At 70.4% G+C, this 23,931-nt stretch carries 18 protein-coding genes; 8 read left to right on the top strand and 10 right to left on the bottom strand.

What is annotated here, in order from left to right; genetic code table 11:
- Nucleotides 1–19: 19 nt before the first annotated feature.
- Nucleotides 20–922, top strand: coding sequence for a 5'-3' exonuclease (locus ACFCY1_RS24620; protein ID WP_117491547.1), 903 nt, complete (start codon nucleotides 20–22; stop codon nucleotides 920–922).
- Nucleotides 923–990: 68 nt separating this feature from the next.
- On the opposite strand, the gene ACFCY1_RS24615 is transcribed toward ACFCY1_RS24620, so the two are convergent.
- From ACFCY1_RS24615 to ACFCY1_RS24585, 7 genes are all read right to left on the bottom strand, one after another.
- Entirely contained in the window at nucleotides 991–1,458 is a 468-nt protein-coding gene (locus ACFCY1_RS24615; RefSeq protein ID WP_375876061.1) for an NUDIX domain-containing protein, read from the bottom strand.
- A 286-nt stretch (nucleotides 1,459–1,744) separates the two neighbouring features.
- Nucleotides 1,745–2,776 carry a radical SAM protein gene (locus ACFCY1_RS24610; RefSeq protein ID WP_375876060.1) on the bottom strand — a complete coding sequence of 344 codons (1,032 nt, stop codon included), beginning with the start codon at nucleotides 2,774–2,776 and terminating at the stop codon, nucleotides 1,745–1,747.
- Between the two features lie 13 nt (nucleotides 2,777–2,789).
- A complete protein-coding gene (locus tag ACFCY1_RS24605; protein ID WP_375876059.1) occupies nucleotides 2,790–3,323 on the bottom strand; it encodes a class IV adenylate cyclase in 534 nt (177 codons plus the stop codon).
- Nucleotides 3,310–3,918 (bottom strand): AAA family ATPase, encoded by a 609-nt coding sequence (locus ACFCY1_RS24600; RefSeq protein WP_375876058.1) that lies wholly within the window; start codon nucleotides 3,916–3,918, stop codon nucleotides 3,310–3,312. The genes ACFCY1_RS24605 and ACFCY1_RS24600 overlap by 14 nt, the downstream gene beginning before the upstream one ends.
- Before the next feature lie 27 nt (nucleotides 3,919–3,945).
- Nucleotides 3,946–4,899, bottom strand: coding sequence for a hypothetical protein (locus ACFCY1_RS24595; RefSeq protein ID WP_375876057.1), 954 nt, complete (start codon nucleotides 4,897–4,899; stop codon nucleotides 3,946–3,948).
- Nucleotides 4,900–5,242: 343 nt separating this feature from the next.
- The gene (locus ACFCY1_RS24590) at nucleotides 5,243–7,072 is read right to left on the bottom strand and encodes a reverse transcriptase domain-containing protein (RefSeq protein ID WP_375876056.1); all 1,830 of its coding nucleotides are present in this window, start codon (nucleotides 7,070–7,072) and stop codon (nucleotides 5,243–5,245) included.
- Nucleotides 7,073–7,493: 421 nt separating this feature from the next.
- Entirely contained in the window at nucleotides 7,494–8,021 is a 528-nt protein-coding gene (locus ACFCY1_RS24585) for an ATP-binding protein (protein ID WP_375876055.1), read from the bottom strand.
- 301 nt (nucleotides 8,022–8,322) lie between these two features.
- Between ACFCY1_RS24585 and ACFCY1_RS24580 the strand changes: the two genes are divergently transcribed.
- From ACFCY1_RS24580 to ACFCY1_RS24565, 4 genes are all read left to right on the top strand, one after another.
- On the top strand, nucleotides 8,323–9,672 hold the full coding sequence (locus ACFCY1_RS24580) for a tol-pal system YbgF family protein (RefSeq protein ID WP_241852865.1): 1,350 nt from the start codon (nucleotides 8,323–8,325) through the stop codon (nucleotides 9,670–9,672).
- A gap of 33 nt (nucleotides 9,673–9,705) precedes the next feature.
- Nucleotides 9,706–10,608 carry a phosphotransferase gene (locus ACFCY1_RS24575; protein ID WP_049649896.1) on the top strand — a complete coding sequence of 301 codons (903 nt, stop codon included), beginning with the start codon at nucleotides 9,706–9,708 and terminating at the stop codon, nucleotides 10,606–10,608.
- A 337-nt stretch (nucleotides 10,609–10,945) separates the two neighbouring features.
- Nucleotides 10,946–11,434, top strand: a complete 489-nt coding sequence (locus tag ACFCY1_RS24570; RefSeq protein ID WP_375876054.1) for an SAM-dependent methyltransferase — start codon at nucleotides 10,946–10,948, stop codon at nucleotides 11,432–11,434.
- A 266-nt stretch (nucleotides 11,435–11,700) separates the two neighbouring features.
- Entirely contained in the window at nucleotides 11,701–12,369 is a 669-nt protein-coding gene (locus ACFCY1_RS24565; RefSeq protein ID WP_375876053.1) for a YdcF family protein, read from the top strand.
- A gap of 355 nt (nucleotides 12,370–12,724) precedes the next feature.
- On the opposite strand, the gene ACFCY1_RS24560 is transcribed toward ACFCY1_RS24565, so the two are convergent.
- A complete protein-coding gene (locus ACFCY1_RS24560) occupies nucleotides 12,725–15,580 on the bottom strand; it encodes a DEAD/DEAH box helicase (RefSeq protein WP_375876071.1) in 2,856 nt (951 codons plus the stop codon).
- Nucleotides 15,581–15,849: 269 nt separating this feature from the next.
- Nucleotides 15,850–17,022 carry an aminotransferase class V-fold PLP-dependent enzyme gene (locus tag ACFCY1_RS24555; RefSeq protein ID WP_241852864.1) on the bottom strand — a complete coding sequence of 391 codons (1,173 nt, stop codon included), beginning with the start codon at nucleotides 17,020–17,022 and terminating at the stop codon, nucleotides 15,850–15,852.
- Nucleotides 17,023–17,114: 92 nt separating this feature from the next.
- On the opposite strand from ACFCY1_RS24555, the gene ACFCY1_RS24550 reads away from it, so the two are divergent.
- Nucleotides 17,115–19,181, top strand: a complete 2,067-nt coding sequence (locus ACFCY1_RS24550) for a prolyl oligopeptidase family serine peptidase (RefSeq protein WP_375876052.1) — start codon at nucleotides 17,115–17,117, stop codon at nucleotides 19,179–19,181.
- 182 nt (nucleotides 19,182–19,363) lie between these two features.
- Nucleotides 19,364–21,730 (top strand): immune inhibitor A domain-containing protein, encoded by a 2,367-nt coding sequence (locus tag ACFCY1_RS24545; RefSeq protein WP_375876051.1) that lies wholly within the window; start codon nucleotides 19,364–19,366, stop codon nucleotides 21,728–21,730.
- A 103-nt stretch (nucleotides 21,731–21,833) separates the two neighbouring features.
- Here the strand turns inward: ACFCY1_RS24545 and ACFCY1_RS24540 are convergent, their stop codons facing one another.
- A complete protein-coding gene (locus ACFCY1_RS24540; RefSeq protein WP_375876050.1) occupies nucleotides 21,834–23,291 on the bottom strand; it encodes an MFS transporter in 1,458 nt (485 codons plus the stop codon).
- Nucleotides 23,292–23,356: 65 nt separating this feature from the next.
- On the opposite strand from ACFCY1_RS24540, the gene soxR reads away from it, so the two are divergent.
- Nucleotides 23,357–23,830 carry a redox-sensitive transcriptional activator SoxR gene (gene soxR, locus ACFCY1_RS24535; protein ID WP_049651587.1) on the top strand — a complete coding sequence of 158 codons (474 nt, stop codon included), beginning with the start codon at nucleotides 23,357–23,359 and terminating at the stop codon, nucleotides 23,828–23,830.
- Nucleotides 23,831–23,931 lie beyond the last annotated feature (101 nt).

The raw sequence follows: 23,931 nt of genomic DNA, 5'->3' as shown, positions 1-23,931 counted from the left end.
CGTGACCGCACCGCGACTGATGCTGCTCGACTCCGCCAGCCTGTACTTCCGGGCCTACTACGGCGTACCGGACACCCTGCGCTCGCCGCAGGGTGAGCCGGTCAACGCCGTCCGCGGCCTGCTGGACTTCATCGCCCGGCTGGTCCACGACCACCGGCCCGACCAGCTGGTCGCCTGCATGGACGCCGACTGGCGCCCGCAGTGGCGGGTCGACCTCGTCCCCTCCTACAAGACCCACCGGGTCGCCGAGGCCGCCGAGGACGGCGAGGAGGAGGTGCCCGACACGCTGGCCCCGCAGGTCCCGGTGATCGAGCAGGTGCTGGACGCCCTCGGCATCGCCCGGGTCGGCTCCCCCGGCTACGAGGCGGACGACGTGATCGGCACCCTCACCGCCCGCGCCACCGGCCCGGTGCAGATCGTCACCGGCGACCGCGACCTCTTCCAACTGGTCGACGACGCCCGCGGGATCACCGTGCTCTACCCGGTCAAGGGCATGGGCAACCTCCAGGTCACCGACGACGCGCTGCTTCAGGAGAAGTACGGCGTACGCGGCGCCCAGTACGCCGACATGGCCGCCCTGCGCGGGGACCCGTCCGACGGCCTGCCCGGCGTCAAGGGCATCGGCGAGAAGACCGCCGCCCAACTGATCAACGAGTACGGCGACCTCCCGGCCATCCGCGCCGCCGCCCTCGACCTCGGCTCCAAGCTCACCCCGGCCCGCCGCCGCAACATCGTCGAAGGCGCCGCCTACCTCGACGTCGCCCCCACCGTCGTCCGCGTCGCCCCCGACGCCCCCCTCCCGGACTTCGACCCGGTCCTCCCCCGCGAACCCCTCTACCCCATGACCCTGGAGGAACTCTCCACCCGCTGGGGCCTCGGCACCTCCCTCGACCGCCTCCTGGAATCCCTCGCCACCCGCTGACCCCGATTCCACTCCGGGGCCCGCACGTTCGCCTCGAACGCGCGGGCCCCTGCCCTACCGGCCGACCGCTACGCGGCCGGCCAGCCGTGGTGCGCCAGGCCGCCGGGGTCGGTGAGGGTGCCGTGGATGCCAGCGGCGGGGTACGGGATCAAGTCGTCGGGCAGGCCGTCCTCGGTGAACCAGCGCAGGTCCAGGCACTTCTCGGGTTCGCGGTTGACGGGCTCCCCCTGCCACTCGGTGGCGAGGTAGAACAGTCCGAGGCGCAGGGGTGCGGGGGCCTGGTGGTGTAGGACGGTGTAGGCGAGGCGGAGGTGGGCCGGGTCGGTCGTGATGCCGGTCTCCTCCCGCAGTTCGCGGGCGGCGCCGTGGGCGGGCTTCTCGCCGGGGTCGAGTTTGCCGCTGGGGGCGTGCCACTGGCCGTAGCTGTAGGGGCCGCCGCGCTGAGAGAGCAGGATCTTGCCGTCCGGGGTGCGCAGGACGACGTGGACGTCCACGATCGGGAGCGGGGCAGGGCCGATGTCGCTGATTGTGCTCATGTTCTCTCTAACTCCCGTACGGGATTTCGGTGTTGACCGTCCGGTGCGATACCGCTTCCAGGATGGCCTGTGCGGTGTCGGGCTCCGTGGTCAGCAGGACTGCGAGGTCAGGGACGTCCGCGCCGCGTAGGCGGCGGCGAGGAGGATCTCGGAGTCCACACAGTTGGCACCCTGGAGGACAAGGCCGAAGGGCAGGTGTCAGCCCAACAGTTTCGGAGCCCAGCGGCCTCGCTCGACCCGAGCGAGGCCGCGAAGCCCTGTCGCCGGGGCCGACCGATCAGGCGGCTCAGGCGGCGGCACCGTACTCGCGCGTCAGCCTCCGGACTTCGGCGTCCTTGAAGGCCAGTACCTCCTCCACGATCCCGCTCTTCGGCAACTCGGCCACGGGCACGCAGAGGTCCATCCGCTGAATGCAGACGCCCACCATGTACTCCCCCTGATCGGTGAGGTACAGGCGGATGCCGTAGTAGCCCTCCTCGCAGTCCGTGTCGTTGTTGAACCGGCACGACGCGCAGGTGTCGGGGAGCCGCACGGGCAGCAACCGCTTGACGTACACCGCCCGGCTGCCGAGCGCCCGGTAGAGGGTGCGCTCGTCGGAGGTCCCGGCGGTGAACGTCCGGAGCACCGGTTCCGCGCCGACCCGGGCCAGCACTTCGGAGATCGCCGCGACCGACTCCGGCCCGTCCTGGATGCTGGTGAGCATCCGCACGTCCGCGAACTGGCCGTACGACTCGACCAGGTTGACGACCCGGCCGACGTGGGCCATTCCGGGGACGACGATGTTCACGGAGGCCTTACTCGGCGCCCTGAAGCGCTCGGACTGAACGGCCCGGAGTTCTGCGGCGGTCGTGCCGAAGACCGACACGTTGACTCGGCCGAGTCCGGCCGCGGAGCACTCCGCCATCACCTGCCGGCCGCGTTCCCCGTTGCTGGTCATCCCGACGCTCAACCCCATGCCGGTGAGTGCCGCGACCAGCGCGGGCACCTCCGTGTGAAGGGTGGGCTCCCCACCCGTGAGGTGAACCTCGTGGGCGTCGAACGCCCTCGCCACGGTTCGCACCGCCCGCCGGAAGGACGCGTCCGGGGCCATCCTCGCGGCAAGGAAGCCGACCCCGTTCGTCTCGCTGTAGATCGACACACGCCCGGTCCTGCCCGGGCCCGCAACGAAGGGCAGTTCGGCGCGGCCTCGATTGTCGGCGGTGACCGGCGTTCCCTCGTTGTGGCAGAACGTGCAGGCCAGCCCGCAGTCGTCGATCACCTTGATGCGGATCGTCCTGTCCCGGACGACCCTGATCGCCGGACGATGGGTAGCTGACAAGGCTTGTCTCCTGTCACTCGAACGTGAGCCGGGGAATCGCTTCGATGTCGATCCCGTACCGGCGGTAGACCTTGGTGGTGTTCTCGCTCGTCAGCTCCTCCAGGGGGAGCTTGAGCGCGAGGGCGGTCGCGTGGACGCGTTCGGCGCTGTCGCCCTCGATCTCCAGGTAGGGGGGAATCAGCGGCCAGTGGTCGATCTCGATGGCCGCGCCACCGAGCGTCCAGGAGGACCGACGGTTCTCCTGGTACGCCTTCGGCTGGTAGCCGAGCTTGCCGAGGAGCGTGTTCGCGGCGTCGAAGTCACCGACGGTCGTCTCCGTTTCGGCCACGCCGTCGATCGCGTCGGAGTGGATCTCCTTGACGCACAGGGTGACGTCGGTGCCCGTGTCACGCAGCCGGACCCACGCTCCCGGCCGGCCGGGGATGTCGTAGACGTAGCGGCGCTGGAAGCGGTCGACCACGTGCTCGGCCCCGGCCCCGGCCAGGAGCACGCGGATCTCCTCCGGATCGACGTCGAGGATCTTCGCTTCGAACTCAGTTGCGGTCATGGGGAATTGCCTTCCTCGATGCGGTGCGGGCATACGAGCGCACGGTATCGGCGATGCTGCGAGCCACCTCGGCAGGCGTGCGGTCGGTGCCGTCGACCCGCAGCAGTCCGAACGCCCGGTACACGCGGGAGCTTTCGGCCACGTTCGGCTCCTCCCGCCGGTGCCAGGAACTCAGCGTTCCCAGCTCGGCCCGCCAGCGAAGCCGCTCCTGGCGGACGCGTTCGTCCACCTCCAGCAGAATCGGCACGTGCGGGACGAGGACTCCCTCCGGGTACTCCGGCGCGCAGTCGTGACCCATCGCCCTGTGCGTGGCGATGGTGCGCGGGAAGTAGGAATCGACCACCACGGTCCGACCCGCCCCGACAACCGCGCGAGCGGTCTCGGACTTGATGTGATTGGCCATCATCCACCAGTGGAACCGCGCCGCCAGGATGCCGACGGCGTCCACCTCCGCACGCATGCGGGGGAAGGTCGGCAAGGTGTCGTCCGTGAGGTGGACGCCGTCAACGAGGGCCGCGACCAGCGGGGCGACCGTGGTCTTCCCGCTCGCGCTGAGACCGTCGACGGTGATGAAGAATCCTCGGGTCACGTCCATGTGAACTCCGTTTCCTGGTTCGGACTTTCATCGCGGCCCCCAATTCCACGGAACCGGGTGTGCGCCGCGCAGGCACGCGAGGCGGTGGGCGGCCTCCTGGCGGATGCTGGCGTCGAGGTGGGCGCGGCGGACCGTGTTCATCACCGCGGTGAGGACAACGATGTCGCGTACGACCTGGTAGCCGGACCAGGCTCCGATGTAGGGGTGGTCCGGGAGCCGATCCTCCCGCTCGTAAGAGAGGTAGGTGTCGGCGTAGGTCCGGTGGTCCTGACGCGGGCCGGTGAGCAGTTCGGAGCGCCAGCGGGCGGCGACCAGGTCCCACTCGCGGTGGCCGCGTCGGAGCGGGCGGCGCAGCAGGAGTCCGACGTGGACTCCGTCGTCATGGCAGGGGACCATGCCGAGGGCGCCGAGGACGACGGTTTCCGGTGTCGGCCAGTCGAGGTAGTCCCACTCTTCTCGCAGTTGGGCGGCGCGTTCACGCAGGAACCGGCGGGCGGACTCGTCCAGCGGCGCGTCGTCCAAGCCGTCCAGCAGGTGGGCGAACGGGTCGTGTTCCCGCAGCCACGGAGCCGTCCCGGGGTCGATGCGGTGGGTGAGGGCGGTCACCCACGCGGAGAGGGACGTGTCGGTGCTCGGCTTCCCCGGGTCCTGCCAGAAGGTCACGGCCCGGCCGCCGGCGGTCGCGCGAACCTCGGTGTAGTAGGCGGAGGTGACGGGGAGCAGGTGCTCCCGGAGGAACTGCGCGCCCTTGATGAGCGCCCAGGCCTCGTCCACGTCCGGGTGGACGACGGCAAGTGCGCGCGAGCGCGAGCCGAGCGACCACAGGTGGTTCGGGCTGTCGCTGAGCAGCTCGGCTTTCGTGGGGTCGTCGCCGGTGGCCACGCAGGCCTGCGTCAGGGCCTCGCAGGAGGCCGCGATGTCCAGTCTGCGGGCGGGGCTGATGGTCTTGAGCAGCTTTCTGGTTCGCGTTCCGACGCTCATGGAGCAGTCCTCGGGTACGGAGTGGAAGGGTGGACGGGAGTGGCGGCCCGGCCCGGCCCGTGGAGACGTCGGCTCGCGGCTGTCGGCACGACGGTGCGTTCCCCAGGCCGTTGTGCCGGTCGGTTCGGCCTCGGCGTATTCCCGGGTGCGTGCCCGGGGCCGACCATCAGGCAACGCTCGGGGGGCCGCACGACGGCCTTCGGCTGCACTTCCGCCTCAGCGGCGGTGGCCTGGCCGAAGGTCGCCGGTTCCACGTCGAGTGTGAGGTGGACCGCCGGGCGAGGTGCCAGCCTGTGGGCTGGTCCTTTTCCCAGCGGCCTCCTCCCGAACCCGTCGTGCGACGTTAACCGCAACGGGCTCTCCAGTGACTTCCGTGAGGTGTGCTTTCGCAGTCAACGTGGATGTCGTTGTGGCAGGTTGGGCAGACGAGTAGGGTCACTCGTTTCCTCCTGGCCATTTCGGCAGCCCAGTTGGGTTGTTCCTGCCCGAAGAGGCCGAGGTCGGCAAGCTTGCGGATCTGGTGGACCGTGATGTCCTCGGTCGCTCCGCAGAGCTCACAGGTCCCGGCCAACAGCCTTCTGACCAGCTCGCGTTGGCGTGGTGCAGAGACTGCCTGGACAGGATCGCGGTCCTTGAGAACCGCGCTCTTTCTGCGCTGGAGTGGGATTCCGCCGAACCGGGCGACCAGTGGTTTGCTGCTCGGGGCGCGGGTGATGCTGACCTGGAGGCACTTGCGCGGCCCGGCCGGGGTTTCGATGGTGGCCTTGTACTTGCGGGCCATCTTCGACACGGTCGAGCGGTGCTTGTTCGCCAGGGAGCACAGCAGCGAGGACTGCATGACCCAGTGCAGCCGGTTCAGTCGGTGGACGTCGCCGGCCAGCAGGTAGTACTGGACGATCCCGCGATACCTGGCACCGAAGATGCCGACGAGACTGTAATCGTCGTGCCTGTACATCGACGGCTGATGTGCGGGTTTTCCGCGTTTCAGGTAGGGCGCGCATTTGGCTTTGATCACGTCTTTCGGGACATGGAGGGCGATGGTTCCGTTCACCGAGCGGCGGAGCCGCCGGTTTCCCTTCTTCCGCTCGGACCTCCCGTCGTCCCGCTGGGTCCTGATCTCGTAACCGAGGAATCTGGCAGCTTCGGTTCTGGCATGGGTGACCAGGGTTTTCTCCTCGGACAGTTCCAGCTTGAGGTCATCGCGCAGGAACCGCGCGAGGCGCTGTTTGATCTCGTCGGCCTCGGCCTTGGGTCCGGCGAACCCGAGAAGGGTGTCATCGGCATATCTCACATAACGCAGGCGGCGGTATCCCGGATCGTTCATGTCCTGACTCGGGAGAGAATGAAGCCGCTTGCGCAAGGCGCGCACGGCGGTGCGGTCTCCGCGCCTTCGTGCACGCCGGATAGCGTCTCCGACCCTGCGGTATTCGGGGCTCCTCGCCCTGAGTCCGCCTCGGGTGTATTCCGGCAGGAGAACTTTCTCGACGAAGGAGTCCAACCGGTGCAGGTAGATGTTGGACAGGATGGGCGATAGGACACCGCCTTGCGGAGCGCCACTCAGCGTGGCATTCCAGTTCCAGTCCTCCAGGTATCCGGCTTTGAGCATGTTGCGCACAAGCCGCAGGAACCGGTTGTCGTGGATCTTCTCGGCCAGTGTTTCGAGCATCAACCGATGGTCGAGCGCGTCGAAGCACTGGGCGATATCGCCCTCGATGAACCAGCTGGTCCCGGTCCAGGTACGGGCCACGTCGCGCAGTGCGGTGTGGCAGCCCCGGTGGGGACGGAAACCATGGGAGTGGTCGGAGAACTGCGGCTCGTAGTACGCCTCCAGCAGGAGACGCATCACCTCACCGACCAGCTTGTCCGTCCAGGACGGCAACCCCAGCGGCCTTCGCTTCCCGTTCTTCTTCGGGATGAAAACCCGCTTGACCGGCTTGAACCGGTGGCGCTCGTGGCGCATCGCGTCGACGACGCGTCCGATCTTCGCCAGCGACATGCCGTCCGCGGTTTCCCCTGTCGCCCCGGGCGTCATCGCCCCCTTGTTGGAGTAGATGCGCCCGTAGGCCATGAGATACAACTGCGGGTTGAACATCTGCCGATAGAGCTCCTCGCACGGCAGGCCGCGCCTGCCGCGTTCACGGAGGATATCAAGTACCGCTTCGGCGCTCTGCATTACGCATACCTCCCGGTTCCGTTGATATCCGGTCACCTGTGTCCCTTGGCCCTGTGGACGGCTTTCCCGTCCTCCCTGGCAGGTCGTGACTCCTGCGACTACTACGGACACTCCGTCACCATGGGGCTCGCGCCCTTTAGGTGATCCCCTGTTCGTCCTAGTTGTACGTATCAGCGCGACTTAGGTGCCCCACTCATCTCCTTGAATGCCCTCGCTGGACATCGTCCCACTCCCCGGAGTTGCATCGGCGTTCGAAGAACCTGATGCAGGAAGTGGCGCCGGCTTCGGATACCTTTCCGGCGGATCTGTCTTTGAATCGACTGGAGATTAGGGTTCAGGCAATCCAGCTTTCACCATATCGCGCGGGCCTCGCGGTGCACCGTCCCCGATATCTGGACCCGGCCACCGCTTTACTGGCATGCTACGGTCCCCTTAGTCTTTCGACGCCAGGTAAGCCATTGGGCCCAGGAATAACCTCCGAATTCCTCCCGGCTATGCCAGGGATACAACCAGGCGCTTTCAGGGCGCACTCGAACCAGACGGACCAGCCGGTGGGCCGCCCCTGAAGGTCGATCCGCTGGTGCCATCCGATGTCGTCCGCGTAACCGTCGACGACCACCAGTCCGCGGCCACTGGTCGCCTCGAGGTCGTCGACGCTGCTGTTCATCGCCGCTTCGACCACGCTCGGGTCCGTCACTGTGGTCCGCAAACGGCCGCGCTCCCGGTCGACGCCCACTTCGATCAACAACACGGCTTCACGGTCAGGGCCTTGACCGGCGGCGTGCTTGATCGCGTTGTCGACGAACTCCGACGAACACACGCGGAGCGCGTACGCCCGGGACTCGTCGAGGACGATGCCGGCTCTCGCGACCTCCTCGGACAACAGGTTGCGGATCGCGCCGAGGGACGCGGTTGTGACCTTGGCTTTGACCTCCAGGACACGGTGCATGGCTGTTCCTCCTGGCTGGACATGGGCAAGTGTTCCCGGGTCATTGGCGGGGGTGGCGAGTGGTGGCCATCGCGTGTCCACAGAGACTCGCCGCGTCAGAGTCGAGGGGCAAGCGGAAGAAGTTGCCGTTACGAGCCGGACTCACTGCTTTGACGCCAGCGGTGATGCAAACCGGCAATGAGTTACTGGTTTTGACGGTCAGTCAGTGACCCCGGGCGACTAGGCTGTCGCTCGGCGATAGTGGAGGTGGGGCGTGGGTCACAAGCCGTCCTGCGCAGCGAGTACCAGGGCCCGTGCCTTGGTGAACGGCTGGACGATCGACATGGCGGTGGCTGCGATCGTTGAGTGCTGTGGCGTTACGCGCCTCCGTGCTCACCGCTTCGCCCGGGGGTGGACACGAGCTCGTGCCGTCAGCGAACTGATCGCCCTGTGCGATGGGTTGGCGCTCGACCGTCCGAATCCGGACGCCGAGCAGCTGGGCGCGTGGGAGCGGAGCGCTCGGATGCCGCGGGCTCAGACCATCGACCTTCTGTGTCGCCTCTACCGGACCGATGCGCAAGGACTGGGACTTTCCGGTGGCTACCGGGCGGATGTGTGCTCGCCTGTGACCGTGTTCACGCCGCCCGTCGCACCCGATGTTCCGGTGACCGAACGTGCGGCCGCACCCGGGTCGCCTGACGTGAGCGACCCGTTCGATGCTGTGGCCCGCGCACACCGGCGCGCCATCGAACGCACGCTGGCGAGCACGACGCTCACCACCGGGGAGCTGGAGTCCCTGGACGGGAAGCTCCTCACGCTGCGACGGGACTACGTGTCCGACCCCCCGATGGTGATGCTGGCACGGCTGCTGACAACCCTGGAGGAAGTCCGGCAGTACTCCGAAGAGCGGCAGCCGGCGCTCGTCCAGGTGCGTCTGTCCGAGATGATCGCCGTGCTGTCCACTCTGACCGCGGACGCCCTGATGAAGCTGGGACGAAAGGAGCAGGCCCGGGACTGGTACGGGACCGGGAAGTCAGCAGCCGACGACAGCGGCAACCGCGAACTGCGCACACGAGTGCGAGTGCAAGCAGCAATGCTGCCGTTCTACTACGGGCCTCTGACCGAGGCAGCAGCCCTTGCCCACGAGGCTGTGCTCCTCAACCGCGGGCGGCCGTCCGCGACAGGAGCGTTCGCCGCCGCCGCGGAAGCCCGGATCAAGGCTCGCCAGGGAGACGAGGACGGCGCCCGCGCGTCGATCGCACAAGCCCGCGGGCTGTTCGAACGCAGTCGGCAGGCAGCCCTGGAGGACGATGCCTGGGCGTTCCCCTATCGGCGGCTCCAGCTCTATTTGTCGGGCGCCTTCACCGCGCTCGGCGACACGGTGCAGGCCGGCCGTGCCCAGGAGGAGGCTCTGCGCCTCTACCCCGACCACACCGGTATCGACCCGGCGCTGCTGCGCTTGGAGCAGGCCATGTGTCTGGTTCGGCAGCGGAGCGTGTCCGAGGCCTGCCAGTTGGCCCGGGACACCTACCTGGCGGTGCCCGGTGACCACCGTACGCAGATCCTCGGCACCCGCGCGGCGGATGTCATCAAGATAACGCCGAAGGAGGCGAGGCCTCGCGCAGCCCGGGAACTCGGCGAACTCCTGGCGCTTCCGTCCGGCGGGACGTGACAGATGCTTCCCCTGCCCGTCAGCCTGACAGGTATGAGTGTTCCGGTTGTCCGGGTCGGCGGGTTCGCCGAAGCCGAGGTCGTCACAATCCTCAACGCCGCGTGCGACCAGGTCGGGCTCGACCCGACCGGAGCCGTGATGCTGCGCGGCCATACCAACGCCGTCTACACGCTGCCGGCCGCCGGGGCGGTCGCCAAGATCGCGAGGGCGGGCACACCCTTGGAGAGCGTCCGCCGTACCGTCCGGCTCGTTCAGTGGCTCACCAGCAAGAACTTCCCCACCGTCGAACTGCTGCCGATGAAGCAACCGGTTGTGGTCGACGGGCATGCCGTGACGTTCTGGCACCACCTGCCCCAGCCCGACCGTCCCGTCCCGGCGGCGCATCTTGCTGTTCCCCTCCGCATGCTTCATGAGCTTCCACTACCTCCCTTCGATGTCCGTCCCGTCGACACAGCCGGTGCCATCAGGCGGTCGATCGCGAAGACCACCGCATTGCCGGCGAACGATGTCGCCTACCTCGAACGGCGGCTGACCGAGCTGGAGGACGCGCTTCGCCAGGTCCGCTACGTCCTGCCGCCGGGGTTGTCACAGGGGGACCCTCAGCACCGGAACGCGCTCCACCACGAGGATTCCGCAGTCCTGTGCGATTGGGACACCGCCTGCTTCGGGCAGCCGGAACTCGACCTCGTCACCGTCGAGATCCACTGTCGCCGCTTCGGCTACGGCCGCGCCCACTATCAGGAGTTCGCCGATGCCTACGGATTCGACGTGACGTCGTGGCAGGGCTACCCCGCCCTGTGCTCGCTCCGTGAACTGCGGATGATCACCACGAACGCCAAGCGGGCCTCAGCCGGAAGCCCGACGATCGCGGAGGTACGACACCGCATCCAAGGGCTGCGGTCCGGACACGACCGGCTCGAATGGAACATCCTCTGACCAGGCCCCGGTTCGGGCCAACGAGTTCCGACGCAACCACTTCGCCCGGATCACATGCCTCCGCCCTCTGCCTCTTGGCGAATCATCCTTGCCGGACTGCACGCCTCAGGGGCGGAAAGGAGCTTCGAGCGCAGCCTCGCGCCCTGGAAAACTTCCTCATTCTCGGTCACCTCAGCCTCGTGAAGGCCGGGCAGCGCTCCAGGGTCGCACTATCTCATCCCAGTCACTCGACGCCATGCAAACCGATCGACGCCGTCGACAGGCGCGCTGCCGAGTACTTGGCAGCCACCATCTGACCCGCCGCCCAAGCGCGGTCCGTTCCAAGGAGAGGAAACACATGAGTGACATCTTCAGCGTGGAAGCGCTCGGGCACGTTGTAGGAGGTCGAACGGAACCGACCGACGACTACTGGGGAGGGACGCGCGCCATCATCCGGCTCGACGGCGACAGGTTTCCGCTCGACGCGACGAAGGGGCTGGAGGAGTTCTCCCACCTCGACGTGATCTTCCGGTTCCACAGGACCGACCCGACCGATCTGAACTTCGGCGCGCGCCGCCCCCGGGACAACCCGGACTGGCCCGAGGTCGGTGTGTTCGGCCACCGGAACATGCGGCGCATCAACTGGCTCGGGTCCTCCCGCTGTCGGCTCGTGAAGGTCGACGGCCTGGACCTGCACGTCGAGAACCTGGACGCCATCGACGGCACCCCGGTCCTCGAAGTGAAGCCCTGGTTCGAGGAGTTCGGCCCGCGGGGAGAAGTCCGCCAACCCACGTGGACCAGCGAGATGCTCCGCGACTACTTCGCCCCGGCGCCGCCCACGGTCTGACCGACGGCATCGCCTCGTTCGTTTCGGCTGCCTCTTCTCCACGAGAAGTCGGCTGGCCGACTTCCTGCGCAACTCCGTGGAGGCCCAGCGGCGAGGCGAAGCCGAAGCCGCACAGGAGGTGGAAGGTGACGGGGAGGGGCTCGCCCTGCTGGACAGGGCCGAGGTGCTGGCGGACACGTACGGTACGACCCACCAGCGAAGGAGCATCCGAGGCATCCGGTCCGGATTCCGGCGGGAACGGTACCTTCAGTGAGCGGGAGAAGAACGTGGCGGACACTCAGCAGCACGAGATCACCGACCGACAGTGGGCGGACGCCGCGCTGATCTGGGTATACCACCAGATGGGGCACGAGCGGCGGCCGTGCGATGTGGCGATCGGTCTGGGCTGCCACGACCTCGGAGTGGCGGCCGAGACGGCAGCCCTGTACCTGGACGGCCTGGTGCGGAGGATCGTGTTCACGGGCGGGCCGAACCCGTCCCGGCCGGAGCTCTTCCCCCGAGGTGAGGCCGTGCACTTCACCGAGCACGCCATCGCCCTCGGGGTCCCCGAGCATGCGATCCACCAGGAGCCCCGCGCCCGTAACACCGGGCAGAACATCCAGTTCTCCCGTGACGTCCTGGAGGCCGCCGGCATCGAGGCACGGTCGGTGCTGCTCGTGACCATGCCGTACATGGAGCGCCGGGCGTTCGCGACGTGCCGCAAGGTGTGGCCGGAGGCCGAGGTGGTGTGCGCCTCGACCCCGATGATCCTGAACGACTACGTGAAGAGCATCGGCGACGACAAGCTCGTGATCGACAGCCTCGTGGGCGACCTCCAGCGGGTAATCGAGTACCCGAGGCGCGGGTTCGCCGTTGCCCAGGAGGTTCCGGAGACGGTTCATGATGCGTACCAGCGGCTTCTGGCCGACGGATTCGACAGCAAGACCCTCAACTGACGCGGCGCCGCCCTCCGGGCTTGGTGTGCGCTGTCCACCAGCCCAACTTCCTCCCCCGATGAAAGCGGCCCTCGAAATGGCATGAGAGGTGTTCGGCGCCCTCGCTCGGGTGGAGCGAGGGCGCCGGGGTTCAGCGTGGCAGTCGAGTTCCTCGTCTCCATGGGAAGTCGACCGTATCGATTTCCTACGCACCCCTCACAGGTTCCTTGCCGCTTCGGCGGCGCCGAAGCGGCGCGAGCGTGGGGGTGGCCGAAGGCCTGGCGCTTCCCCACCTTCGTCGTCAGGGAGGTGGAAATGCGGAAGGGCCCGCGCGCTCGGGTGGGTGAGCGGGCGGGCCCTTGCGGGGGTGCTGCGGTCAGCCGACGGAGGAGTAGGCGATGATGCCGCGGCGGAGGCCGTCGACGGCCTTGCGGGCGGTCTTGCGGAGTTCGACGTCCTCGCCGGCGGCGTCCTGGATCTGGCCCAGGACGTCGATCAGCTGCTTGGTCCAGCGGACGAAGTCGCCGGCCGGCATGTCGGCGTCGCGCAGGACCTGGTCGAGGTTGTGGCCGAGCGCCCAGCGGTAGGCGACCCAGGCGAAGCCCAGGTCGGGCTCGCGCTGGCCGACGCCCTCGGCGGTGTTGATCCGGTGCTGCTCCTCCAGAGCGTCGAGGTGGCCCCAGATCCGGACCATCTTGCCGAGCGCCTCCTTGGCCGCGCCCTCCGGCACCCGGGGGGCGCCGGCGTCGTCGGCCTGGCGGGCCTCGTACACCAGCGCCGAGGCGCAGGCGGCGAGTTCGGCGGCGGCCAGGCCGCTCCAGACGCCTTCGCGGATGCACTCGGAGGCGAGCAGGTCGAGTTCGCCGTAGAGCCGGCCGAGCCGCTTGCCGTCGTCGGTGACGGTGTCCCCGCTGAGGTAGCCGAGGTCGGTGAGCAGCCCGCAGACCCGGTCGAAGGTGCGGGCGATGGTGTGGGTGCGCGAGCGCATCCGGCGTTCCAGCAGTTCGGTGTCGCGGTGCAGCCGGTGGTAGCGCTCGGCCCAGCGGGCGTGGTCCTCGCGGTCGGAGCAGCCGTGGCAGGGGTGCTGGCGCAGTTCGGTGCGCAGCCGGGTGATCTCCGGGTCGTCGGCGGCGGCCGCGCGGCCGCGCCGGAACCGCTCGGGCTCCAGGTGGCCGGCCTTGGTGCGCAGCGCCGAGGCGAGGTCGCGCCGGGACTGCGGGCTGCGCGGGTTGAAGGACTTGGGGATGCGCAGCCGGTCGACGGCGACGACCGGGTGCGGGAAGTCGATCATGGCGAGCCGCTTGACCTGCCGCTCGGCGGTGAGCACCACCGGGCGCGGGCCGTCCTGGTAGTCGGGGTGGCGCGGGCCGCCCCGGCCGGAGCGGTTGACCGGCGGCAGGCCCGGGTCGAGGACCAGGGCGAGGCCGGCGAACTTGCCGGTGGGCACGTGGATGACGTCGCCCGGCTTGAGCTGCTCGATGGACTCGACGGCGGCCGCGCGGCGCTGGCTGCTGCCCTCGCGGGCCATCTCGTTCTCGCGGTCCTTGAGCTTGCGGCGCAGCTCCATGTACGCGTCGAAGTCGCCGAGGTGGCAGGTCATCGACTCGCGGTAGCCCTCCAGCCCCTCCTCGTTGCGCTGGACCTGGCGGGCGATGCCGACCACCGAGCGGTCCGCCTGGAACTGGGCGAAGGACGTCTCCAGCAGCTCGCGCGAGCGGTGCCGGCCGAACTGGGAGACCAGGTTGACGGCCATGTTGTACGAGGGCCGGAACGAGGACTTCAGCGGGTAGGTGCGGGTGCCGGCCAGGCCGGCCAGCGCCTCCGGGTCGAGGCCGCGCTGCCAGAGGACCACGGCGTGGCCCTCGATGTCGATGCCGCGCCGCCCGGCCCGGCCGGTGAGCTGGGTGTACTCGCCGGGGGTGATGTCGGCGTGGGTCTCGCCGTTCCACTTGACCAGCTTCTCCATGACCACCGAGCGGGCGGGCATGTTGATGCCGAGCGCCAGGGTCTCGGTCGCGAAGACGGCCTTGACCAGGCCCTTCACGAAGAGCTCCTCGACCACCTCCTTGAACCGGGGCAGCATCCCGGCGTGGTGGGCGGCGATGCCGCGCTCCAGCCCGTCCAGCCACTCGAAGTAGCCGAGGACGTGCAGGTCCTCGTCGGGGATGTCGGCGCAGCGCTCCTCGACGAACGCCCGGACGAGGGCGCGGTCGGAGTCCTTGTTGAGCCGCAGGCCGGAGCTGAGGCACTGCTGGACGGCGGCCTCGCAGCCGGCCCGGCTGAAGATGAAGGTGATCGCGGGCAGCAGGCCCTCGGCGTCGAGCCGGTCGATGACGTCCACCCGGCCCGGCGTCCAGACCCGGCCGGGACGGCCGTTGGGCATCGAGCGGCCCCGGCCGCGGCCGAAGCGGTCGCGCGGGTTGCGGTCGAGTTCGGAGCGGGCGAGCCGGACCAGTTCGGGGTTGACGGCCTTGCCGGGGTTCTTCAGGCTGTGCTTGGGGCGGCCGTCGCGGTCCGGGTCGGCGAACAGGTCGTACATCCGGTTGCCGGCCATCACGTGCTGCCACAGCGGCACGGGGCGGGTCTCGGAGACGATCACCTTGGTGCCGCCGCGCACGGTGTCCAGCCAGTCGCCGAACTCCTCGGCGTTGGAGACGGTCGCGGAGAGCGAGACGAGGGTGACCGACTCGGGGAGGTGGATGATGACCTCCTCCCAGACGGCGCCGCGGAAGCGGTCGGCGAGGTAGTGCACCTCGTCCATCACGACGTAGCCGAGGCCGTCGAGGGTGCTGGAGCCCGCGTAGAGCATGTTGCGCAGCACCTCGGTGGTCATCACCACCACGGGTGCGTCGCCGTTGACGGTGTTGTCGCCGGTGAGCAGGCCGACCTTGGCGGCCCCGTAGCGCTTGACCAGGTCGCCGTACTTCTGGTTGGAGAGCGCCTTGATCGGCGTGGTGTAGAAGCACTTGCGGCCCGCGGCCAGGGCCAGGTGCACGGCGAACTCACCGACGATCGTCTTCCCGGAGCCGGTGGGGGCGGCGACGAGGACGCCGGAGCCGGCCTCCAGCGTCTCGCAGGCCTCCAGCTGGAAGTCGTCCAGCGGGAAGTCGTACAGCTGCTGGAAGCCGTACAGGGCGGTGGCCTGCTCCTGCGCCCGGCGACGGCTGGCCGCGTACGCCTCGGCGGGGCTGAGCTCCTGGTCGTCCTGGGGCTCTGGATCGGGGGTGTTCATCGCCGTCCGGGTGTGATTGGTGTGATCTCGCATCTCAGCGAGAGGTTACCCGGGTGGACTGACATCGATAGCACCGTTTTTCCGTGCGACGGATTCACTCCCTCGGCACACTCCCGGGATCAGTTCCCTCTCAGATCCATAGTTGCAAATGTCTTCAAGTGATCGGGACGGAGTCAGCCCCGATCGTCTCCGGTCATTCCTGGTGGAGGCCGGTGACGGCTCCCTACCGTCGTCGTCCCGGCCACCACGACCCGGGAGGACCGCCGTGCCTAGCCCTTCAGCAGCTCCGCCAGCCCGTCCGCCAGCCGCTCGTACTCCTCCGGCCGGTTGTACAGCTGCGCGCTGACCCGCAGCACCCCGCCGCCGGCCCAGGGGCGGACGGCGATCCGGGTGCCGAACCGGTGCCACACCTCGGCCATCAGCGCCTTCACCTGCGGCTCGGTCTCGCCGTACCCGGCCGGCAGCCGGACGGTGCGCATCCACACCCCGGGCGTCGCGGGCAGCGGCGCCAGGCCGGCCCGCTCGGTCAGCGCATGGCGGCCGTACGCGGCGAGGGCGGTGTTGTGGGCGGCCACCGCCGGGTGGCCGAGGCCGCGCAGCAGCTCGAAGCCGGCCGGGGCGGCCAGCCAGGGCGTGTAGTCGCAGGTGCCGCGCCACTCGACGTTGCCCGGGAAGCCCTTGTCGTGCTCCCAGGACAGCGCCAGCGGGCGCACCCGGCCGGTCCACTCGGGGCGGACGGCGAGCACCCCGGTGGCGCGCGGGGCGAAGGCCCACTTGTGCAGGTTGCCGAACCAGAAGTCGGCGTTCGGGTCGATCGGGGCGGGCAGCATGCCGGGGGCGTGGGCGCCGTCCACCACGGTGGTCACGCCGCGGGCGCGCAGGTCGGCGAGCAGGGCGGGGCCGGCGACCAGGCGGGCGGTGGGCGAGGTGAGCTGGTCCAGGACGGCGACGGTGGTGCGGCCGTCCACGGCGGCGAGCACCGCCTCCCGGACGGCCTGCTCGTCGGGGGCGTCCAGCGGGACGGGGGCCACCACGAGTTCGGCGCCGGTCTCGGCGGCCTTGCGGGCGGCGGCCTGGGTCACCGCGCCGTAGCCGTGGTCGGTGACCAGGATCCGGTCGCCGGGCGCGAACGGGATGCTGTCGAGGGCGATCGCGACCGCCTCGGTGACGTTGGAGACGAGCGCGAGCCGGTCCGGGTCGGTGTCGAGTTCGGCGGCGATCAGGGCGCGGGCGGCGGCGATCCGGGCCGGGAGGTCGGCGAAGAAGCCGTCCGGGTCCTGCTCGTGCTCGGTGCGCAGCCGGTCCTGCGCCCGCTGGACGGGGACGGGCACGGCGCCGAAGGAGCCGTGGTTCAGGTGCGCGGTCCGCGGCGACACGCTGAACAGCCCGTCGGCGGCGGGCAGTGGCGCCGGGGGTTCGACGGTCCGCAGGTCCTCGATCACGGTTTCCTCCGCTCACTGGCGCACACTGGTGTGTGACATTTCACATGACAGACTACTGGTCGGGACACACACCGCGCGACCACCATCGGGCCGTGACCATCACCGACGCCTTCCTTGCCCTCAGCGCCCGTACCGGTCGGTTCACCTTCGGCGCGCCGCGTGCGTACACCTTCGCCGAGGACGGTACCCGGCTGCTGCTCCTCCGCTCCAGCGGTCCGGAGGATCCGGTCGACCGCCTCCACCTGCTCGACACCGCCACCGGCGAGGAGCGGCTGGTCGCCGACCCGGCCGCGCTGCTGCCCGGCCGCACCGGCCGGCGCGACGACCTGCCCGTGGTCGAGCGCCGCCTGCGCGAGCGCAGCCGGCTGGTCGCCGCCGGGATCGGCACGTACGCCGCCACCGCCGACCTCGCCACCGCCGTCTTCACCCTGGACGGCCGGCTGTTCCGCACCGACACCACCGCCGGCACCAGCGACGAACTCCCGGTCGCCGGGCCCGCGTTCGACCCCCGGCCGGACGCCACCGGACAGCGCGTCGCCTACGTCGCCGAGGACGCCCTGTACGTCACCCCCGGCCTCGAACCGCTCTCCCCCGCCGACGGCGCCCGCTGGGGCGTCGCCGAGTTCGCCGCCGCCGAGGAGCTCGGCCGCCACCGGGGCCACTGGTGGCGCCCGGACGGCGGCGCGCTGCTGGCCGCCCGGGTCGACGAATCCGCCGTCCCCCGACGGTACTTCGCCGACCCGGCGCACCCCGGCGAGGCCCCCGAGGACTTCGCCTACCCGCAGGCCGGCGGCCCCAACGCGGACGTCCAGCTCTGGGTGCTCGGCCTCGACGGCACCCGGGTCCGACTGCGCTGGGACACCGAGGAGTTCCCGTACCTCTGCGCCGCCTTTTGGGCCTCCACCGAGGAGGTGCTGCTCACCGTCGCCGACCGCCTGCAGCAGAACGTGCTGCTGCTGAGCGCCGACCCGGCCACCGGTGACACCGCCGAACTCTCCCGCACCACCGACGAGTTCTGGGTGGACGACCTGCCCGGCACCCCCGCCCGGCTGGCCGACGGCCGACTGCTCACCGTCCACGACACCCCGCAGGCCCGCGGCCTCGCGCTCGACGGCAAGCCGCTGGACACCACCGGCCTGCAGATCCGCCGGGTCGTCGGCCGGCTGCACGGCCGACTGCTCTGCGAGACCGGCGAGGGCGACCCGTTCGACCAGTACGTCCACCTGGTCGACCCGGACGGCGGCGCACCCGAGCCGCTCGCCTCCGGCCCCGGCCTGCACTCGGCGCTCGCCGCCGCCGACACCCTGCTGCTCACCTCGGCCACCGCCGACGGCTTCCGGCGCGTCATCAGCCGCGACGGCCACGAGCTGGCGCTCACCGACCTCAGCGAGCCGCTGCCCCACCGGGTGGAGCCGCGGCTCGCCCGGGTCACCGAACGCGCCCTGCCCAGCGCCGTGGTGTACCCGCGCGGCCACGTCCCCGGCACCCGGCTGCCCGTCCTGCTGGACGTCTACGGCGGGCCCGGCTACCAGGCGGTGGCCGCCGAGCCGCGCCGCTGGCAGCTCAAGCAGTGGTGGGCCGACCAGGGCTTCGCGGTGGTCACCGTCGACAACGGCGGCACCCCGTTCGTCTCCCCGGACTTCTCCCGCACCATCTTCCGGCGGATGTCCCAGGTGGCGCTGGACAACCAGGTCGACGCGCTGCACGCGCTCGCCGAGCGGCACCCGGACCTCGACCTCGGCCGGGTCGGCGTGCGCGGCTGGTCGTACGGCGGCTACTTCGCGGCGCTCGCCGTGCTGCGCCGCCCGGACGTCTTCCACGCCGCCTGCGCGGGCGCCCCGCCCACCGACTTCCGGCTCTACGACACCGCGTACACCGAGCGCTACCTCGGCCTGCCGCAGGAGAACCCGGAGGGCTACGCCGACGACTGCCTGCTCCCCGACGCGCCCGGCCTGAGCAGGCCGCTGCTGCTGATCCACGGGCTGGCCGACGACAACGTCCACCCCTCGCACACCCTGCTGCTCTCCCAGGCGCTCACCCGGGCCGGCCGCCCGCACAACGTGCTGCCGCTGCCCGGCGCCACCCACATGACCCCGGGCGGGCTGCTGGAGCAGCTGGCGCAGGCCGAACTCGCCTTCCTGCGGGCCTCCTTGGGCTGATCCGCAGCAGCGTCGGGGCCGCCGGGTGACGGCCCGGCAGTCGAAGGGCGTCGCACCCCCGGGTGCGGCGCCCTTCCGCTTGCCGCACACCTCTTTCACGTAACCCGTGACATGTGAAATATTACCTGCGCTTCACCTACCGATGACCGAGGCACCCCCATCCCCCGGAAAGGACCGGTCAGTTGCGCAGACTGTCCGCGGCCCTCGCCGCCGCACTCACCACGAGTGCGATAGCGGCCACCCTGCTGGGCACCCCCGCCCAGGCCGCACCCCCGACCCCCGCCACCCTCGCCGCCGCGTCCGCCGACGCCCAACAGGGCGCCGAGGCCCCGCCGGCCCCGCTCGCGCCCCAGGAGCGCGAGCGCCAGGCGCTGCGCGGCAAGGCGCTGGAACAGCTCAACAAGGGCACCGTCGCCAAGGCCGCCGGCAAGCGGGCCCCGGCGAAGGTGAAGGTCGGCAACGACTACGTCCAGCTCGCGCACCAGCGCACGGACAAGGTCTTCGTGATCCTCGCCCAGTTCGGCGACCAGGTCGACAACACCACCCAGTGGAACGGCCAGCCCCGCTACGGCGGCACCCCCGGCCCGGCCCACAACCAGATCCCCAAGCCGGGCAAGGACGACAACCACACCCTGTGGTCGCAGGACTTCGACCGCGGCTACTACCAGAAGATGTTCTTCGACGACACGCCCGGCGCGGTGTCGATGCGCAACTACTACCGCACCCAGTCCTCCGGCCGGTACGACGTCGAGGGCACCGTCAGCGACTGGGTCACCGTCCCGTACAACGAGGCCCGCTACGGCAGCAACAAGGGCCCGCAGGGCTCCGGCGCCTGGACCCAGGGCCAGGAGTTCATCCGGGACGCCGTGAAGGCCTGGTACGACGGCGAGGTCGCCAAGGGCCGCTCCGCCGCCGACATCAAGGCGCAGCTCGCCCAGTACGACGTCTACGACCGCTACGACCACGACAAGAACGGCGAGTTCGCCCAGCCGGACGGCTACCTGGACAACGTCGTCGTGGTGCACGCGGGCGTGGACGAGACCTGGGGCGGCGGCGCCCAAGGCGCCGACGCGCTGTGGGCGCACCGCAGTTGGACCTTCCCGGACGCGACCGGGCAGACCGGCCCGGAGGGCAACAAGATCGGCGGCGCCCCCGTCGGCGACACCGGCCTGTACGTCTACGACTACGTCCAGGCGGGCGAGAACAGCGGCGTCGGCCTGTTCGCCCACGAGTTCGGCCACAACCTCGGCCTGCCCGACCTGTACCCCACCAACGGCGGTGACAACAGCGTCAACTTCTGGTCGCTGATGTCCTCCGGCTCCTACCTGGGCAAGGGTCCGAACACCACCGGCGGCTACCCCGGCGACCTCGACGCCTGGAGCAAGCTGCAGTTCGGCTGGCTCGACTACGACGAGGCGCAGGCCGCCACCCGCTCCACCCACGCGCTCGGGGTGAGCAGCTACAACACCGACCAGGCCCAGGCCGTCCTGGTCCACCTGCCGGACGGCACCACCCGCACCGACCTCGCCGACCCGTACGAGGGCGGCCGGCAGTGGTGGAGCGACACCGGCGACAACCTCGACAACTCCCTGGCCCGGGACGTCGACCTGCGCACCGCCACCGGCCCGGCCGCCCTGGACGCGGCGGTCTGGTACGACACCGAGCAGGACTACGACTTCCTGACCGTCGAGGCCTCCACCGACCAGGGCAAGCACTGGACCTCCCTCGGCGGCACCGTGGACGGCGCCCCGATCGGCAACACCAGCGCCAACACCCCCGGGCTGAGCGGCAGTTCCGGCAGCTACAAGCAGCTGCACATCCCGCTGGACGGCTACCTCGGCCAGCAGGTCCGGCTGCGCTTCCACGTCACCTCGGACGGCAACACCCACGGCCGGGGCGTGCTGGTGGACGCCGTCAAGGCCACCGCCGGCGCCGCCGTGCTGTTCGCCGACGGCGCCGAGAACGGCGCGAACGGCTGGACGGCCGGCGGCTTCACGATCATCGACGGCCGCACCGCCGTCAAGCAGCACCCGCGCGCGTACCTCGCCGAGAACCGCCGCTACACCGGCTACGGCGAGTTCCTGAAGACCGGCCCGTACAACTTCGGCTACAGCGGCGTCGCGGGCAAGGCCAACGTGGTGGACAACTACCCGTACCAGGAGGGCGTCCTGATCTGGCTGTGGGACACCTCGTACGGTGACAACAACACCAAGGACCACCCCGGCGGCGGGCTGATCCTGCCGATCGACGCCCGTCCGGCGCCGATCCGCTTCGCCGACGGGACGCTGGTCAACGGGCGGGCGCAGACCTACGACGCGACCTTCTCGCTCAAGCCGACCACGGCGTTCACCCTGCACAAGGGCGGCGTGGCGGTGCGCGTCCCGTCGAAGCCGGCCGTCCCGGTCTTCAACGACCGCACCGGGGTGTACGGCGACCCGGCCACGCCGCAGCTGACGGTGAAGGTCCCGGACACCAACACGAAGATCGAGGTCGTCCGGGAGTCCCAGGGCGGCAGGATCACCACCGTCCGGGTGGGCCCGGCCTCCTGACCGGTACGTGAAGGGCCCCGGATCCCCCCGACGAAAAGGGATCCGGGGCCTGCTCGCGTGCCCGGGGCCTGCTGGGCGCCCGAGGCCGGCCGGGTACCCGGGGTCAGCGCCCCAGGCTGCGCGCGGTGCGCGCGGCGGTGACCACCCCCAGGACGGTGATCGCGGCGATCCCGAAGGTCATGTACCGGGCCGAGTCGACCGGGCTGTCCCCGCCCAGGTTGACCAGGGTGCCGGCCAGCGCCGAGGTCACCGAGAAGGCGATCAGCTGGGTGGTGTTGATCGCCGCGGCCGCCTTGCCGCCCTCGGCCGGGTCGCTGCTGCTGCGCATCGCCGCCACGCTCAGGTGCGGGAAGGCCAGGCCTATCCCGGTGCCGGCGGCGAACAGCGCCACCGCCCAGAGCAGCACCCGGAGCCCGGAGGCGTGCCCGGTCTGCGACAGCCCGTACACCAGCAGGCCGCCGACCAGCACCAACGGGGCGACCCGGATCGCCAGGGCCCGGCCGCGGGCCGACTCGATGCCGACGCTGAACAGCTGGGCGGCGGTCCAGCCGGCCGAGGTGGCGGCGCCGAGGAAGCCGGCCACCAGCGGGCCGAGGCCGCCCAGCTGCTGGCCGAACAGCGGGATGAAGTTCTCCGTCACCACGCCCGCGCAGAGCACCGCGACGGTCAGGTAGAGCCACTTCAGGGGGTTGCCGGGCCGGTAGGTCTGCCGCGGCAGCACCGTCGCCGCCGAGCGCCGCTCGACCGCCGTGAAGCCCACCAGCAGCACCAGTCCGGCGAGCAGGCAGAGCGCCGTCGGCCAGCCGGACGGCACGGTCGAGCTGACGCTGAAGACGGCCGCCGCCAGGGTGAGCAGCAGCAGCGAGGGCAGCGGCACCGGGCCGCCGCCCCGACCCGCGCCGGAGCGCCCGGGCAGCACCCGGCGGGCCAGCACCGCCAGCACCAGCGCGGCGGCCAGCAGCAGGACGTACGCCCCGCGCCAGGCGCCGAGCTGGGCGAAGAGCCCGCCCAGCGACGGCCCGACCAGGGTGCCGACGCCCCACATCGCGGAGACCAGTCCGGCCGCGCGGGTCCACAGCCGCTCCGGCAGGGCGCTGCGGATCACCGCGTAGCCGAGCCCGGCCACCAGCCCGCCGCCGAGGCCCTGCACCACCCGGCCGAGGATCAGCGCCGCCATCGACGGGCTGAGCGCGTTGACCACGGCGCCGGCGCCGAAGACCAGGAAGCCCAGGACGTAGGCCCGGGCCGCGCCGAGGCGCTCCAGCAGCCGGCTGACCAGCATCGAGGCGATCACGGCGGCCATCAGGAAGCCGGTGGCCACCCACGCGTAGTACCGCTCGCCGCCGATGTCGGCGACGATCGAGGGCATCAGCGCGGCGGTGAAGTAGAGGTTCATCGCGTACAGCGCGACGCCGCCGGCCAGGATCGAGGCGGGGGCGGCGTACCGGCGGGAGAAGAGTTCGCGCCACCCGGCGGCGGCCCCGGCGGACTGCGACTCCGGTGCGTAACTGCCCTGCTCAGCAGGGGCGGTGTCGGTCACTACAGCAGATGATTCGGTCACGTCCGGTACGCTAGGACTTCAAGGGAACTTGAAGTCAAGGAAGCCGAAGGAACCGAGGAGTCGCCATGACCACCGCGCCGGTCGACCTGCTGAGCGTCGGGGAGGTGGCCCGGCGGGCCGGGATCGCCACCTCGGCGGTGCGCTTCTACGAGGACCAGGGGCTGATCTCCTCCGAGCGCACGGCCGGCAACCAGCGGCGCTACCGGCGGCACGTGCTGCGCCGGATCTCGCTCATCCTGGTCGCCAAGCGGCTCGGCATCCCGCTCTCCGAGGTCGCCGAGGTCTTCACCGGCCTGCCCGAGGACCGGATGCCCGGCAAGCACGACTGGGAGCGCATCTCCCGGCGCTGGGCCGAGCAGCTGCGCGCCCGCCGGGCCGAGCTGGAGCGGCTGGAGGACGAGCTGACCGGCTGCATCGGCTGCGGCTGCGTGTCGCTGCGCCGCTGCCGGGTGCTCAACCCGGGGGACGAGCTGGCCGCCGAGGGGCCGGGCCCCCGCCGGCTGCTGCCGGAGGAGGGCCTGCTGCCCGTCGAGGAGTGAAACGCCGTCGACGGGTGAGGCGCCGTCGACGGGTGAGATGCCATCGGCGAGTGGGACGCCGTCGACGCGTGGGCGGGGAAGGGGTTGGAACCCGGCCGGAC

This window comes from Kitasatospora sp. NPDC056273 (assembly GCF_042268845.1).
Taxonomy (GTDB): Bacteria; Actinomycetota; Actinomycetes; order Streptomycetales; family Streptomycetaceae; genus Kitasatospora.
This window is presented reverse-complemented; position numbering and strand designations above follow the sequence as displayed.